This window comes from Burkholderia sp. MSHR3999 (assembly GCF_000833595.1).
Lineage (GTDB): Bacteria > Pseudomonadota > Gammaproteobacteria > Burkholderiales > Burkholderiaceae > Burkholderia > Burkholderia ubonensis.
The window spans coordinates 625,568-640,029 of record NZ_JRFO01000007.1 but is presented as its reverse complement, the minus strand read 5'-3'; the positions used below and the strand labels follow the sequence as shown (position 1 = coordinate 640,029).

The 14,462-nt window shown below is 67.2% G+C and carries 14 protein-coding genes; 9 read left to right on the top strand and 5 right to left on the bottom strand.

Annotated elements, in window-relative coordinates:
* Window positions 1-15: 15 nt before the first annotated feature.
* Together KY49_RS26355 and polA are read right to left on the bottom strand one after the other, a co-directional pair.
* A complete protein-coding gene (locus KY49_RS26355; RefSeq protein WP_042587373.1) occupies window positions 16-1,362 on the bottom strand; it encodes an NAD(P)/FAD-dependent oxidoreductase in 1,347 nt (448 codons plus the stop codon).
* Between the two features lie 278 nt (window positions 1,363-1,640).
* Window positions 1,641-4,394 (bottom strand): DNA polymerase I, encoded by a 2,754-nt coding sequence (polA, locus tag KY49_RS26350; protein ID WP_042587372.1) that lies wholly within the window; start codon window positions 4,392-4,394, stop codon window positions 1,641-1,643.
* A gap of 1 nt (window position 4,395) precedes the next feature.
* Between polA and KY49_RS26345 the strand changes: the two genes are divergently transcribed.
* Window positions 4,396-5,148, top strand: a complete 753-nt coding sequence (locus KY49_RS26345) for a TIGR00730 family Rossman fold protein (RefSeq protein ID WP_042587371.1) — start codon at window positions 4,396-4,398, stop codon at window positions 5,146-5,148.
* 392 nt (window positions 5,149-5,540) lie between these two features.
* Window positions 5,541-5,831 carry a hypothetical protein gene (locus tag KY49_RS26340; protein WP_042587370.1) on the top strand — a complete coding sequence of 97 codons (291 nt, stop codon included), beginning with the start codon at window positions 5,541-5,543 and terminating at the stop codon, window positions 5,829-5,831.
* Between the two features lie 119 nt (window positions 5,832-5,950).
* Here the strand turns inward: KY49_RS26340 and KY49_RS26335 are convergent, their stop codons facing one another.
* Window positions 5,951-7,477, bottom strand: coding sequence for an AMP nucleosidase (locus tag KY49_RS26335; RefSeq protein ID WP_042588750.1), 1,527 nt, complete (start codon window positions 7,475-7,477; stop codon window positions 5,951-5,953).
* A 131-nt stretch (window positions 7,478-7,608) separates the two neighbouring features.
* Here KY49_RS26335 and KY49_RS26330 point away from each other — a divergent pair, with 131 nt between their 5' ends.
* The 5 genes from KY49_RS26330 to KY49_RS26310 all read left to right on the top strand — a co-directional run bounded on the left by KY49_RS26330 (window position 7,609) and on the right by KY49_RS26310 (window position 11,056).
* On the top strand, window positions 7,609-8,004 hold the full coding sequence (locus KY49_RS26330; protein WP_042587369.1) for a hypothetical protein: 396 nt from the start codon (window positions 7,609-7,611) through the stop codon (window positions 8,002-8,004).
* A 111-nt stretch (window positions 8,005-8,115) separates the two neighbouring features.
* Window positions 8,116-9,114, top strand: coding sequence for a homoserine kinase (locus tag KY49_RS26325; protein WP_042587368.1), 999 nt, complete (start codon window positions 8,116-8,118; stop codon window positions 9,112-9,114).
* Window positions 9,105-9,929 (top strand): BPSS1780 family membrane protein, encoded by an 825-nt coding sequence (locus KY49_RS26320; RefSeq protein ID WP_042587367.1) that lies wholly within the window; start codon window positions 9,105-9,107, stop codon window positions 9,927-9,929. Before KY49_RS26325 ends, KY49_RS26320 begins: the two co-directional genes overlap by 10 nt.
* A gap of 115 nt (window positions 9,930-10,044) precedes the next feature.
* Complete coding sequence (locus KY49_RS26315) at window positions 10,045-10,497, top strand: MarR family winged helix-turn-helix transcriptional regulator (protein WP_042588749.1); 453 nt, start codon at window positions 10,045-10,047, stop codon at window positions 10,495-10,497.
* A gap of 139 nt (window positions 10,498-10,636) precedes the next feature.
* On the top strand, window positions 10,637-11,056 hold the full coding sequence (locus KY49_RS26310; RefSeq protein ID WP_010089118.1) for an organic hydroperoxide resistance protein: 420 nt from the start codon (window positions 10,637-10,639) through the stop codon (window positions 11,054-11,056).
* Between the two features lie 129 nt (window positions 11,057-11,185).
* Here KY49_RS26310 and KY49_RS36305 read toward each other — a convergent pair whose 3' ends face one another.
* Window positions 11,186-11,362 (bottom strand): DUF3563 family protein, encoded by a 177-nt coding sequence (locus KY49_RS36305; protein ID WP_010089117.1) that lies wholly within the window; start codon window positions 11,360-11,362, stop codon window positions 11,186-11,188.
* 81 nt (window positions 11,363-11,443) lie between these two features.
* Window positions 11,444-12,556, bottom strand: a complete 1,113-nt coding sequence (locus tag KY49_RS26305) for an extracellular catalytic domain type 1 short-chain-length polyhydroxyalkanoate depolymerase (RefSeq protein ID WP_042587366.1) — start codon at window positions 12,554-12,556, stop codon at window positions 11,444-11,446.
* 248 nt (window positions 12,557-12,804) lie between these two features.
* On the opposite strand from KY49_RS26305, the gene KY49_RS26300 reads away from it, so the two are divergent.
* Complete coding sequence (locus KY49_RS26300; RefSeq protein WP_042587365.1) at window positions 12,805-13,503, top strand: phosphatase PAP2 family protein; 699 nt, start codon at window positions 12,805-12,807, stop codon at window positions 13,501-13,503.
* Between the two features lie 143 nt (window positions 13,504-13,646).
* Window positions 13,647-14,447 (top strand): molybdate ABC transporter substrate-binding protein, encoded by an 801-nt coding sequence (modA, locus tag KY49_RS26295; RefSeq protein WP_042587364.1) that lies wholly within the window; start codon window positions 13,647-13,649, stop codon window positions 14,445-14,447.
* The last annotated feature ends 15 nt before the right edge of the window (window positions 14,448-14,462 follow it).

Here is a 14,462-nt window from a genome sequence, read left to right as displayed (position 1 = left end):
GCATCACGCCGCGCGTCAGTGCAGCTTGACGCGCGGCAGCGTCGTACGCCGCAGCCAGTGCGCGACGGTATCGAGCATCATCCGCGGATAGCCGTGCAACGCCGCGATGTGCAGCCGGTACAGCGACATGTACATGAAGCGCGCGAACAGCCCTTCGATTAGCATGTTGCCGCCGATCAGCCCGCCCATCAGATTGCCCACCGCGCTGAAGTGGCCGAGCGACACGAGCGAGCCGAAGTCGCGATAGGTGAACTCGGGCAGCGGCCGCCCCTCCAGCTTGCACCCGATCGCCTTGAGCAGGAAGCTCGCCTGCTGGTGCGCGGCCTGCGCGCGCGGCGGCACGTTGCGTTCGTTGCCGGGCCACGCGCATGCGGCACAATCGCCGAGCGCGAACACGTTGTCGTCATTGGCGGCCTGCAGCGTGCGGCGCACGTCCAGCTGGCCGAGCTTGTTGACCTGCAGGCCGTCGAGCCGCGCCAGCACGGCCGGCGCCTTGATGCCGGCCGCCCAGACGGTCAGGTCGGCGCGCACGGACTTGCCGCTTGCAGTGCGCACGACGCCCGGCGCGACTTCAGTCACGCGCTCGCTCAACATCAGCCGCACGCCGAGCTTTTCGAGCAGCTCGGCCGTCGCGGTCGACACGCGCTCCTGCAGCGCCGGGAGAATCCGCGGGCCGGATTCGATCAGCACGATGCCGACGTCGTGCCGCGGGTCGAGCTTGTGCAGGCCGTACGCGGACAGCACCTGCGCGGTATTGCGCAGTTCCGCCGACAGCTCGACGCCGGTCGCGCCGCCGCCGACGATCGCCACCTGGATGCGCGGCTCGGCCGGCGCCGACGGGTCGCCCGACACCTCCACCGGCGCGGGATTCTGATGCTCGGCGCGCATGCACGCGGCGATTAGCCGCTTGCGGAACCGCTCTGCCTCCGCGACGGTGTCGAGCGCGATCGCATTCTCCTGCGCGCCCTGCACGCCGAAGAAGTGCGTCGTGCTGCCGATCGCGATCACGAGGGTGTCATAGTCGAGCGTGCGCTGCGGCAGCAGTTCCGCGCCGTCGCTGTCGTTGACGGGCGACAGCGTGATCCGCTTCGTCGCGCGATCGAGGCCGACCAGTTCGCCCTGCTGGAACTCGAAGCCGTGCCAGCGCGCCTGCGCCGCATATTCGAGCTCCTGCGTGAAGGGATCCATGCTGCCGGCCGCCACCTCATGCAGCAGCGGCTTCCAGATGTGCGTCGGATAACGATCGACGAGCGTGACGAGCGTCTGCGCGGGACGGTTGCCGCGCGCGCCATACCGATCGCCGAGCCGTGTCGCCAGTTCCAGGCCGCCCGCGCCCCCGCCTACGATGATGATCCGATGCATCTGATTCCCCCTTGCTGTTCAAAACCGGCCTCGGCCGCGCGATACCGATCGCGGCTGGGCGACTCCGTGGCGAACCAGTTCGAACATCATTGATGTGCAGTTCGAACGACATCCGCGCGCCCGCTCCTGGCGCACGAAGCGCGCCGCGCTTCGCCGTCAGGCGATGCCTGACATGCATTGTCCGGGAGCCTGCGCGTTGACCACAAGCAAACAGTTTCAAGAAGTGACGCCTCTGCAACAATATGTCGCAGGTCACAGGGGGCGCGTAGCGGCGCCGGTCAGTGGGCCTCTTCCCAGTTCGCGCCGGCGCCGACCTCGGCGACGAGCGGCACCTTCAGCTTCGCGACGCCGCACATCATTTCCGGCAGTTTCTCGCGCACGCGCGGCAGCTCGGCCTCGGGCACCTCGAGCACCAGTTCGTCGTGCACCTGCATGATCATCCGCGACGCGAGGCCGTCGCGCGTGAGCCAGTCGTCCACCGCGATCATCGACAGCTTGATCAGGTCGGCCGCGGTGCCCTGCATCGGCGCGTTGATCGCCGCGCGCTCGGCCGCCTGGCGGCGTGGACCGTTGCCGCCGTTGATCTCCGGCAGCCACAGACGGCGGCCGAAAACGGTTTCGACGTAGCCCTTCTCCTTCGCGATCGCGCGCGTGTCCTCCATGTATTGCGCGACGCCCGGGTAGCGCGCGAAATACCGGTCGATGTACAGCTTCGCCGCATCGCGCGTGATGCCGAGGTTCGACGCGAGCCCGAACGAACTCATCCCGTAGATGAGCCCGAAGTTGATCACCTTCGCGATCCGGCGCTGGTCGGTCGTCACTTCGAGCGGCGTCACGCCGAACACTTCCGCCGCAGTCGCGCGGTGGATGTCCTCGCCGTTCGAGAACGCGCGCAGCAGCGACGCGTCGCCCGAGATGTGCGCCATGATCCGCAGTTCGATCTGCGAATAATCGGCCGACACGATCTGGTGGCCCGGCGACGCGATGAACGCCTCGCGAATCCGCCGGCCTTCGGCGGTGCGCACCGGAATGTTCTGAAGATTGGGATCGTTCGACGCGAGGCGGCCCGTGACCGCGACAGCCTGCGCATAGTTCGTGTGCACGCGCCCCGTTTCCGGGTTGACCATCCGCGGCAGCTTGTCGGTATAGGTCGACTTCAGCTTCGACAGCCCGCGATGCTCGAGCAGCAGCTTCGGCAGCGGATAATCCTCCGCGAGCTTCTGCAGCACCTCTTCATCGGTCGACGGCGCGCCGCTCGGCGTCTTCTTCACGACCGGCAGCTGCAGCTTCTCGAAGAAGATCTGGCCGATCTGCTTCGGCGAACCGAGATTGAATTCGCCTCCGGCCAGTTCGTACGCCTGCGCTTCAAGCTCGATGAGGCGCGTCGCAATTTCGGTGCTCTGCGCCTGCAGGCGCGCGTCGTCGATCAGCACGCCCGTGCGCTCCATCTTGCGCAGCACGATCGACACCGGCATCTCGATCTCGCGGTACACGCGCTCGAGGCCCGGTTCGCGCGCGACCTGCGGGTACAACGCGTGATGCAGCTGCAGCGTGATGTCCGCGTCTTCGGCCGCGTATTCGGCGGCCTGCGCGAGCGCGACTTCGTCGAAGCCGATCTGCTTCGCGCCCTTGCCCGCGACGTCTTCATACTTGATCGTCTTGACGCCCAGATGACGCAGCGCGAGGCTGTCCATGTCGTGCGTGCGGTGCGATTCGAGCACGTACGATTCGAGCAGCGTGTCGTGCTCGATGCCGTTCAGTTCGATCCCGTAGTTCGCGAGCACCTGCGCGTCGTACTTCAGGTGCTGGCCGACCTTCTTGCGATCGGCCGATTCGAGCCACGGCTTCAGGCGTGCAAGCACGTCGTCGAGCGGCAGTTGCTCGGGCAGGTCGGGGCCGCGGTGCGCGACCGGCAGGTAGGCGGCCTTGCCGGGCTCGACCGAGAACGACAGGCCGACGAGCCGCGCAACCATCGGGTCGAGCGACGTCGTCTCGGTGTCGAACGCGGTCAGCGCGGCCGCGTCGATCTTCGCGAACCATGCGTCGAATTGCGCCCAGGTCTGGATCGTGTCGTATTCGCGGACGGCGCCCGCCGTCACGACCGGCGCCGGCTCGCCTTCCGCCGCATCGGCGTCGCCGCTTTGCTCGAGCGCGATGTCGATCTCGCGCAGCCACGTCTTGAAACCGTAGCGCGCGAAGATGTCGCGCAGCAGCTCGCGCGCCTCGCCGTCGGTCGCGAGCGTCGCCTCGATCGATTCGAGGTGCGGCGCGAGATCGCAGGCGGTCTCAACGGTCACGAGCTTGCGGCCGAGCGGCAGGAAGTCGAGCGCGCGGCGCAGGTTGTCGCCGACGACGCCCTTGATCTCGCCCGCGTGCTCGATCACGCCGTCGAGGCTGTCGTACTGCGTCAGCCACTTCACGGCCGTCTTCGGCCCGCACTTTTCGACGCCCGGCACGTTGTCGACGGTGTCGCCGATCAGCGCCAGGTAGTCGACGATCCGCTCCGGCGGCACGCCGAACTTCGCGGTCACGCCGTCGCGGTCGAGTATCTCGTTGGTCATCGTGTTGACGAGCGTGACGCGATCGGTGACGAGCTGCGCGAGATCCTTGTCGCCCGTCGACACGACCACCTTCATCCCGTGCCGCTCGGCTTCGCGCGCGAGCGTGCCGATCACGTCGTCGGCTTCGACGCCCTCGACCATCAGCAGCGGCCAGCCGAGCGCGCGCACGGCGCCATGGATCGGCTCGACCTGCAACGCGAGATCGGGCGGCATCGACGGGCGGTTTGCCTTATAGTCGGCATAGAGGTCATCGCGGAACGTCTTGCCCTTTGCATCGAACACGCAAGCGCTATACTCTGCACTGACTTCCTTGCGCATACGGCGCAGCATGTTGATGATTCCGTAGAGCGCTCCGGTCGGCTCCCCGCCAGGGCCACGCAAATCAGGCATCGCATGGTAAGCCCGATACAGATAGCTCGAACCGTCAACCAATAGCAGGGTCTTACCTTCCAGATTTCGTTCTTCAGGCATTATGAACAAGAGAAAAGTGATTCCGAGTCTGCGTTCGCTCGCAGATCAAGAACGCGCGACCGCCAAGAAGGCGCGCGCATCGTGGCAGATGTTCACGATTATGGCAGAGTTTATCGAGGCGACCGAGTACCTGTCGGAGATCCGCCCGGCCGTCAGCATCTACGGTTCTGCCCGTCTCAAGCCCGATACGCCGCACTACAAGCTCGCGGTGCAGATCGCGCGCAAGCTGTCCGACGCCGGCTTCGCGGTGATCTCCGGCGGCGGCCCCGGCATCATGGAAGCGGCGAACAAGGGCGCGCACGCCGGCAAGGCGCCGTCGGTCGGCCTCAACATCGAGCTGCCGCATGAGCAGGCCGGCAACCACTATCAGGACATCTCGCTGCGCTTCCGCCACTTCTTCACGCGCAAGGTCACGTTCGTGAAGAATTCCGATGCGGTGATCGTGATGCCGGGCGGTTTCGGCACGCTCGACGAGCTGTCCGAAGTGCTCACGCTGATCCAGACGAAGAAGTCGCGCCTCGTGCCGATCATCCTCGTCGGCAGCACGTTCTGGCAGGGGCTGCTGCAGTGGTTCCGCGACCAGATGATCCCGAACGGCCTCATCAATGCGGAAGACATGGACCTGATGCAGGTGATCGACGATCCCGACCAGGTGCTCGACGCCGTGCTCGCATTCTACGAGGACCGCGGCGAAGAGGAAGGCGAGGAAGCGCATCCGCCGCGTCCGGAAGAAGACCGGATGTTCTACCTGTAAATCGCCCGGCCCGAGCCTCGCTACCGGGGCTCGCCGGGCACGCGCGGCATGGTGGTCGCCCGCCACGCCGCGCCCGGCAGCGGGCGATTTGCGTCATTTTGTAACGCCGCGCGAAGCCGTTCGGCGCGAAAACGTCAAATCCGGCTGCCGTTCGCCGCATGCTGCGCTACAGCAAATGCAGCGTTGCCGCGCGCCATTGTCAAATCACCTGATCCCGCCCGGCCCCGCGTCGGCGACGCTCCGTCAATCTGCGGTAACAGAACCTGCTCGCTTTTCCCACAGTGCAACGGCACACTGCGATCCAGCGGTGCGCATTGCGGCTCGGAACAGGTCCGCTGCCTCCGGCGATCCGCTTCGTCGCCCGCGATCTCCACACCATTCGGGAAAACAACATGAAACGCTCGCTGCTCGCCGCCGCCCTCGCAGGTCTCGGCATCTCGCTGTCCGGCATCGCCCATGCCGTGAACGTCGACGTGAACATCGGCACGCCCGCCCCGGTCGTCGTTGCCCCTGCGCCCGTCGTGGTCGCGCCGGCGCCCGCGGTCGTGATCGGCTGGCACGGCGACCGCTACTGGGACGGCCGCCGCTATTGGGAACGCCGCGAATGGGAAGATCACGAGCGCCATCGCGGCCACGGCGGCTACCACTGCCCGCCGGGACACGCGAAGAAGGGCGAGTGCTGAGTCGCCGTTGACGCCCGGGCGCCGTGCGCGCCCGGTGCTCCAGCAACAAGGCCGCTCGCGAACCGAGGTTCGCGAGCGGCCTTCGTCATTGCGCGGTCGGAATGCCGGTGCGTCCGCCGTTACTGGAACGCCACTTCCGCAAAGCTCCGCAGTTTGCGGCTATGCAGCTTGTCGAGCCCGTTGGTCCGCAGGATCTCCATCGCCCTTACGCCGATCTGCAGATGCTGGTCGACCTGCGCGCGATAGAACTGATCGGCCATCCCCGGCAGCTTCAGCTCGCCGTGCAGCGGCTTGTCGGACACGCACAGCAGCGTGCCGTACGGCACGCGGAAGCGGAAGCCGTTCGCCGCGATCGTCGCGCTTTCCATGTCGAGCGCGATCGCGCGGCTTTGCGACAGGCGTTGCACCGGCTCGCGATGATCGCGCAACTCCCAGTTGCGGTTGTCGACGCTCGCGACCGTGCCGGTTCGCATCACGCGCTTCAGTTCCGCGCCGTCGAGCCGCGTGACGTCCGCGACCCCGCGCTCGAGCGCAAGCTGCACTTCGGCGAGCGCCGGAATCGGCACCCACAGCGGCAGGTCGGCATCCAGCACGTGATCCTCGCGCACATAGCCGTGCGCGAGCACGTAGTCACCGAGGCGCTGCGTGTTGCGCAGGCCCGCGCAGTGGCCGAGCATCACCCACGCATGCGGACGCAGCACCGCGATGTGATCGGTGATCGTCTTCGCGTTCGACGGGCCGACGCCGATGTTGACCATCGTGATCCCGCTGCCGTCCGCGCGCTTCAGGTGGTAGGCGGGCATCTGCGGCAGACGCGGCGGCGCAGCGCCTTCCGACGGCTCGCTGCCGAGGTTCTCGTTGTACGTGATGACATCGCCCGGCTCGACGAACGCGCTGTACTGGCTGCGGTACGCGCGCACCTCGGGATCGTCGCTTTCCGTCATCATCGTGCGGCCGAGCTTCACGAACTCGTCGATGTAGAACTGGTAATTCGTGTAGAGCACGTAGTTCTGGAAGTGCGTCGGCGACGTCGCAGTGTAGTGGCGCAGCCGGTGCAGCGAGAAGTCGACCCGCGCGGCCGTGAACAGCGCGAGCGGATGCGGCTCGCCCGGCGCCGGCTCGAACGTGCCGTTCACGATGCGGTCGTCGAGATACGACAGGTCGGGCGTGTCGAACACGTCGCGCATCGCGAGCAGGCTGTCGCGGTCGAGCTCGCCTTCGAGGTGGATGCCTTCGGGGAACGCGAAGTGGATCGGAATCGGCTGCGACGACACGCCGACCTCGATCTTGACCTGGTGGTTCTTCGCAAGCAGCCGCAGTTGCTCGCGATAGTAGTTCGCAAAAAGATCGGGGCGGGTCACCGTCGTCTCGAACACGCCCGGGCCGGCGACGAAGCCGTACGAGCGGCGCGAATCGACGTGCGTGTTGACCTCGGTGCGAACGCGCACGAACGGATAGCATGCGCGCACGCGCTCGGTGATCGGTTCGTGGCGTCGATAGCGCGCGAAGGCGTCGCGCAGGAAGCCGGCGTTGGCCTCGTAGATCGCGGACAGCCGGGCGACGGCGGCGATCGGGTCGTCGAATCCCTCGACGGGCGGGCTTTCCGGGGTCAGCATCCGGTGTCTGCGGCTCAAATCGTTCTTCATGTTCATCACCTCGTCTGATCAGCCGACATTACCACGGAACCTTGTCGCGCAGACGGTCGCGCCCCGCCAAGCCGACAGCCGGACAGCGCGCAGTATTTGCTAAAATTGAGCAGTTAATTGGGAGAGTCACAATGAAGCCGCTCATTCTCGTCGCCGCTGCCGCCGCGTTTGCCGTCGCCAGCGTCGCCCACGCCGCCGGCGGCACGCCGAGCGCCGATGCTCAGGCCCAGGCCGACGCCAACGAAGCCGCCGGCCTGCCGGATCTCCGGAAGATCAACCGGCCCGGCGCCGAAGTCACGTCGAAGGTCGATTTCGCCGACGTCCGCCGCACGCCGAGCTTCCATGAAAAAAGCAAGAACGGCACCGAAGTCACCGAGTATCGCGATCGCGGCAAGCCCGTCGAGATCGACGTGAAATCGAACTTCGGCACCCGCTACCAGATGAGCGCGTCGCCGGACACGTCGCCGAAGCCGCACGACGCGAGCATTCCGATCACGCGCCTGCCGTCGATCAACCTGCACTACTGACGCTCCGCCCGCGCCGCGCCGGCCCCGGCGGCGGCGCACGGGCTCTCCCCGCTTCCCTTTCGCGCCGCACGCGGCACGCGTGCCCGCCCAACCTGACTCGACGCATCTCGCATGGCTGTATTCACCGCTGTTTCCGACTCCGATCTCGCGCACTGGATGCGCCACTACGCACTGGGCGACGTCGTCGCGTTCCGCGGCATTCCGTCCGGCATCGAGAACAGCAACTTCTTCCTGACGACGACCCGCGGCGAATACGTCCTCACGATCTTCGAGAAGCTCACGGCCGAACAACTGCCGTTCTATCTCGACCTGATGCGCCACCTGGCCGGCCACGGCGTGCCGGTGCCGGACCCGGTCCCGCGCAACGACGGCGCGCTGTTCGGCGAGCTGCACGGCAAGCCGGCCGCGATCGTCACGAAGCTCGACGGCGCGGCCGAGCTGGCGCCGGGCGTCGAGCACTGCATCGAGGTCGGGCAGATGCTCGCGCGGCTGCACCTTGCGGGCCGCGACTATCCGCGCACGCAGCCGAACCTGCGCAGCCTGCCGTGGTGGCAGGAGAACGTGCCGGCGATCGCGCCGTTCGTGAACGCCGGGCAGCTCGCGCTGCTGGAAGGCGAACTCGCGCATCAGGCGCGCTTCTTCGCGTCCGCCGACTATGCGGCGCTGCCGGGCGGGCCGTGCCACTGCGACCTGTTCCGCGACAACGCGCTGTTCGCGCACGCGGCGCCGGACACGGGCCACAACGTGCGGCTCGGCGGCTTCTTCGACTTCTATTTCGCCGGCTGCGACAAGTGGCTGTTCGACGTCGCGGTGACCGTCAACGACTGGTGCGTCGACCTCGCGACGGGCGTCCTCGACCACGCACGCGCCGACGCGCTGCTGCGCGCGTACCAGACGGTGCGGCCGTTCACGGCCGAGGAGCGCCGCCACTGGGGCGACATGCTGCGCGCCGGCGCGTACCGCTTCTGGGTGTCGCGCCTGTATGACTTCTACCTGCCCCGTGCGGCCGAAATGCTGAAGCCGCACGATCCCGGCCATTTCGAACGCATCCTGCGCGAGCGTATCGCGCATATGCCCGCGCTTCCCGAGACCCAACCCGCATGCAACTGATCGAAGTTCCCGCGAAGACCGGCTACGTCTGGTTCCGTCAAGGCATCTGGCTGTTCCGCCGGAACCCGCTGGCATTCATCACGCTGTTCGTGACGTACATGCTGGCCATTGCGCTCGTATCGAGAGTGCCCGTGATCGGCGCGGCGCTGCCGCCGCTGCTCATTCCCGGCCTCGCGGTCGGCTTCATGGCCGCGTGCCGCGACACCGTGGCCGGCAAGCACGTGCTGCCGACGATTCTCGTCGACGGCTTCCATTCCTACGGCGCCGTCGCGACCCAGCGGCTGCTGGTGCTCGGCGCGATCTATGTCGCGGCGATGGTGCTCGTGGTCGCGGCGGCGGCGATGGTGGACAGCGGCGCGATGTTGAACGCGATGGTCGGCGCAACGAGCGACGCAAGCACGAACACGAGCCCGGACGCGCTCGTGGTGCCGCCGGGCTCGCTCCTCTCGCTGCTGGTCGCGTCGCTGGTCTACGTGCCCGTCTCGATGCTGTTCTGGTTCGCGCCCGTGCTCAGCGCATGGCACGACATCCCGCCCGTGAAGGCGATGTTCTTCAGCATCGTCAGCTGCTGGCGCAACCGGGGCGCGTTCGTCGTCTACGGCTTGGTGTGGTTCGGCGTCATGCTCGGCACGTCGCTCGTCCTGTCGCTGGTCTTGCAGGCGGTCGGCGCGGGCATCGATACGCTCAAGCTCATGATGCCGGTGTTGATGGCCATCATCGGCGCGATGGTCTATTGCTCGTTCTACGCGACCTATCGCGGCTGCTTCGGCGTGCAGGAGCCGAATGCGCCGGTCACGCCGTCGTCGGGCCGCTGATCCTCCCCCACGGCCGGCGCATCCGTCGCCGGCTTCGCTCCCCTGTTCAAGCGAATCATTTGCGCGCAAAATCATTTGCATGCAAATCTTTTGCGCCGACACCGCACGCCGCATCATGGACCGCCCACCCACCCTGCCGCAGACGCTCGACGAGCAATTGTGCTTCGCGCTCTACTCGACCTCGCACGCGATGACGAAAGCGTACAAGCCGCTGCTCGACAAGCTGTCGCTGACCTATCCCCAATATCTCGCGATGCTCGTGCTGTGGGAACGCGACGACATCGCGGTCAAGGACATCGCCGCCCGGCTCGATCTCGATCCGGCCACGGTCACGCCGCTGCTCAAGCGGCTGGAAGCGCTCGGCTACGTCGAACGCGTGCGCAGCGCGGCCGACGAGCGCGTCGTGAACGTGCGCCTGACAACGGACGGCCGCGCGCTCAGGGAAAAGGCGCGCTCGGTCCCCGCCGACCTGTTTTGCGCAATGCAGCAGACGCCGGAATTCCTGGTCCGGCTGCGCACGGATCTGAAGCAGCTGCGCGACGCGCTGGCGGCCTCCAACGACCGCTGACCTTCCGAGCCCGGCCTCGCCGGGCAATTTTTTTGAAATTTAATTTGCACACAAATCATTTGTGTTCTATATTTTGTCCGTGGCCGGTAGTCACGCATCTGACCGGACCGCTTCCCTCTATCCCGACAGGAGCTGCACCATGAACATTCTGTACAAGACGAGCGCAACGAGCACGGGCGGCCGCGACGGCCGCGCAGTATCCGCAGACAACAAGCTGGAAGTGAAGCTCGCCGCGCCGCGCGAGCTGGGCGGCACCGGCGCCGAGGGCACGAATCCCGAGCAGCTGTTCGCGGCAGGCTATTCGGCCTGCTTCCTGAGCGCGATGAAATTCGTCGCCGGCCAGAGCAAGCAAGCGATCCCGGCCGACACGCAGGTTACCGCCGAAGTCGGCATCGGCCCGAACGACGCGGGCGGGTTCGCGCTCGACGTCGAACTGCGCGTGTCGCTGCCGGGCCTCGACAAGGCCGCCGCGCAGGCGCTCGTCGACAAGGCGCATCAGGTGTGCCCGTACTCGAACGCGACGCGCAACAACGTGCCGGTGCGCCTGACGGTCATCTGACGGCCGTTTGATGGCTGTCTGACGCCCGCGGCGCCAAATGCAAAAAGGGCGCGTGCGGCTTGCATGCCGCACGCGCCCTTTTTGCGCAATGCCGGATCGGATGGCGGGTTGCGCCCCGCCCGACGACGATTAACGCGCGGTCATCCAGGACGGACGGCCCGACACGCCTTCGCGATCGAGCTTGCGCATGCGGAACTCGAGGTCATACAGGTCGGAAGCGCCGGCGAGGTAAGCATCGGCGCGCTCTTTGGCGGCCTGCTCGGCATTCTTGGTCAGCATCAGGAACAGACGGCTCAGCATGAACATGATCGATCTCGCAAATCTAAAGGTCTTGGACTAGGGTTTTCCCGAATTATAGGGAAAACCCTAGCATCTGACCAGCACCGATCATACGGTGCGTCGTTCTGCCACCACAGTGCGGCGATGGGCGTCGAAGAAGGACCAGATCATCTCGCTCGCGTCAGGACCGACCGCCGCATGGAACGGCACGGCTTCGTCGCCGCCCGCCCACGCGTGGTCGAGCCCCTTGACGTGACACAGCCGGACGACGGAGGCGCCGCCGCGGCGATAGTCGCGGATCTGCGCGCCGCGCTCGGGCATGTCGACCCGCTCGCCGCCCCGCAATGCGCCGCGGCTGTCCGCGAGCCCATTCAGCCGCAGGAACTGGATCGCAAGCTGATCGGCATTCTTCGGCGATACCACGCGATCGCCGTCGCCGTGCACGATCAGCGCGGGCATGCCGGGATGCGCGTCGTTCGCGCTGATCAGTGCGTCCACGGCCGCGACCGGGTTCTGGCGCAGGCCGCGCCGCATCACGTCCATCCCGGTGATGCCGGAATTCGCTTCGCCGAACGCCGGCCCGGAATGCAGCGCGATCGCCGCGAAGCGGTCCGGGAAATGCAGTGCGAGCAGCGACGCAAGGCCCGCGCCGGCCGACAGCCCGGCGACGTAGACGCGCGACGCGTCGAAGCCGCGCTCGTGGACCAGCGCATCGACGAGGGACGCGACCGCGTGGGCCTCGCCGCGGCCCGCGCGGTCGGTGTCCTCGTACCAGTGCCAGCAGCCGTGCGAATGCGCGCGCGGCGATTGTTCCGGATACAGCACCGCGAATCCGTACCGGTCGGCCAGCAGATTCATCCGGGTGCCCTGCGCGAATCCGTCGGCGGTCTGCGTGCAGCCGTGCAGCATCACGACGAGCGGCATGCCGCCGCGCCGGCGGCCGAGCGGCACGTACAGCGCGTACGCGAGCTGCTGGACGAGGCGCCCGATCGCGGGCGCCATCGGATGTTCGCCGCGCATCCACTCGCCGGCCGCCCACGCGGCCGCACGTGGCCGGACCCGCGACTCGCGCACGGGCGGCAAATCGGCGGCGGCGGGCGGCGCGGCGGCTTCGATCACGTCGAGCGCCATGCGCTGCGCGCCGCGCGCCGCACCTTTGGCGGGCGGGGACAGCATGCGTTTGATGCCGCCCAGCCACATCTTCGTCAGACTTTTGGTCATCGATCGGGCTCGCAGTCAGAAATTGGGGACGCTACAAAGAGCGCATCGTTCTGGGTTTGTGCAATGCACAATAACACTCTTTGTGGGATTTATCCTGCGCAGGGAGAGTTCCCGCCCGCGCAAAAATCGGGCGCCATGCATACGCGACGCTATACTGGTGTTTCGCCGCTTGTATCCGTTGTAGTCGCTCTCCCCGGCTCGCGCGTTAATTAAGCATTCGTCCCGCCCCTGCTTGCTCTCCTGCCCCGATGTTCGACCTGCCGTCTCACCTGTGGATCTCGATCACCGCGTTCGGTGGCGCCGGCCTGACGCTGCCGCTCGCCATCACGATCGCCGTCTGGCTCGCACTCGGCTATTCGTGGCAACGCGCGGCCGGATGGCTCGCGGTCCTCGCGTGCGCGATCGGCATCGTCGCCCTCACGAAGATCGCGTTCCTCGGCTGGGGCATTGGCATCCGCACGTGGGATTTCACCGGCTTCAGCGGCCACGCGATGCTGTCCACGTCGGTCTATCCGGTTGCGATCTTCCTGGCGCTGATCCGCGCGCGCACGCCGCTGCGGCTGCTCGGCGTCGCGCTCGGGCTGGCGGCGGGCGTTGCGGTCGGCGTGTCGCGCGTCGCGCTCGCCGCGCATTCGCCGTCCGAGTCGGTCACGGGCTGCATCGTCGGCGCGCTCGCCGCGCTGGTCTTCATCGCCGCTTCCTGGCGCGCCGAGCCGCACCGCTGGTCGGCGCCGGCCGTCATCGCAAGCCTCGTGCTCGTCACCGTCGCGCTGCACGGCGTCACCGTGCCGTCGCATCGCTGGGTGACCCAGGTCGCGCTGCACCTGTCCGGCCACGAGCGGCCGTTCGTGCGCGCGCGCTGGAAGGCCAATCCGAACTACCGCCCCGCGTCTCAGCCATCGTCGCTGCAGCGTACCGACTCACTGCCCGGCGCGCTGCACGCGTAGCCCGCGACACGTCGCCGCCGCCGGGCCCACACACTTCCCGCTCCGCAACGTGACCATGCCGTTCGCCGCATGTGCATTATGCCGAGCGTTATAACCCGCCCTATATTACGATTACGGTTTCCGTCATCCGAACCAGATTCGTCATGCGCTCACCCGTCCGCCCGCTCCGTCGCACCCTGATTCGCCTGCTGCCGCTCGCCGCGCTCGCCGCCGGCATCGCGCTCAACGCGCCCGCCTGCGCCGCCGACGAACTGGTCGTGTCGGCGGCCGCCAGCCTGACGAATGCGTTCAAGGCCGTCGGCGACGCGTACGAGAAACAGCATCCGGAGACCAAGGTGCTGTTCAACTTCGGTGCATCGGACGTGCTGATGCAGCAGATCGTCAAGGGCGCGCCGGCCGACGTGTTCGCGTCCGCGGACCAGAAGGCGATGGACCGCGCGGCGGACGAGAAAGTGATCGCGCCCGGCACGCGGCGCGATTTCGCCGCGAACTCGCTCGTGCTGATCGTGCCGGCCGACAGCCGCACTCCCGCGCCGGCGTCGCTGCGCGACCTGGCCGCGCCTGGCGTGAAGCGCGTCGCGTACGGCGATCCGGCATCGGTGCCGGTCGGCCGCTACACCGAAGGCGCGCTGCGTGCGGCGGGCGTCTGGGACGCGATCAGCGCGAAGGGCGTGCTGGCGGCCAACGTGCGCCAGAGCCTCGATTACGTCGCGCGCGGCGAGGTGGACGCCGGTTTCGTGTTCGGCACCGACGCGGCGGTCATGCCCGGCCGCGTGAAGGTCGCGCTGACGGTGCCGACCCAGACCGCGATCACCTACCCGATCGCGGTGGTCAAGGACAGCCGTCATGCCGCGCAGGCGCAATCGTTCGTCGATTTCGTCACGTCGCCGCAAGGTCAGGCGGTGCTCGCGACGTTCGGCTTCAAGCCGGCCGCCGGCAAGTAACAAGCGAGTTGCGAC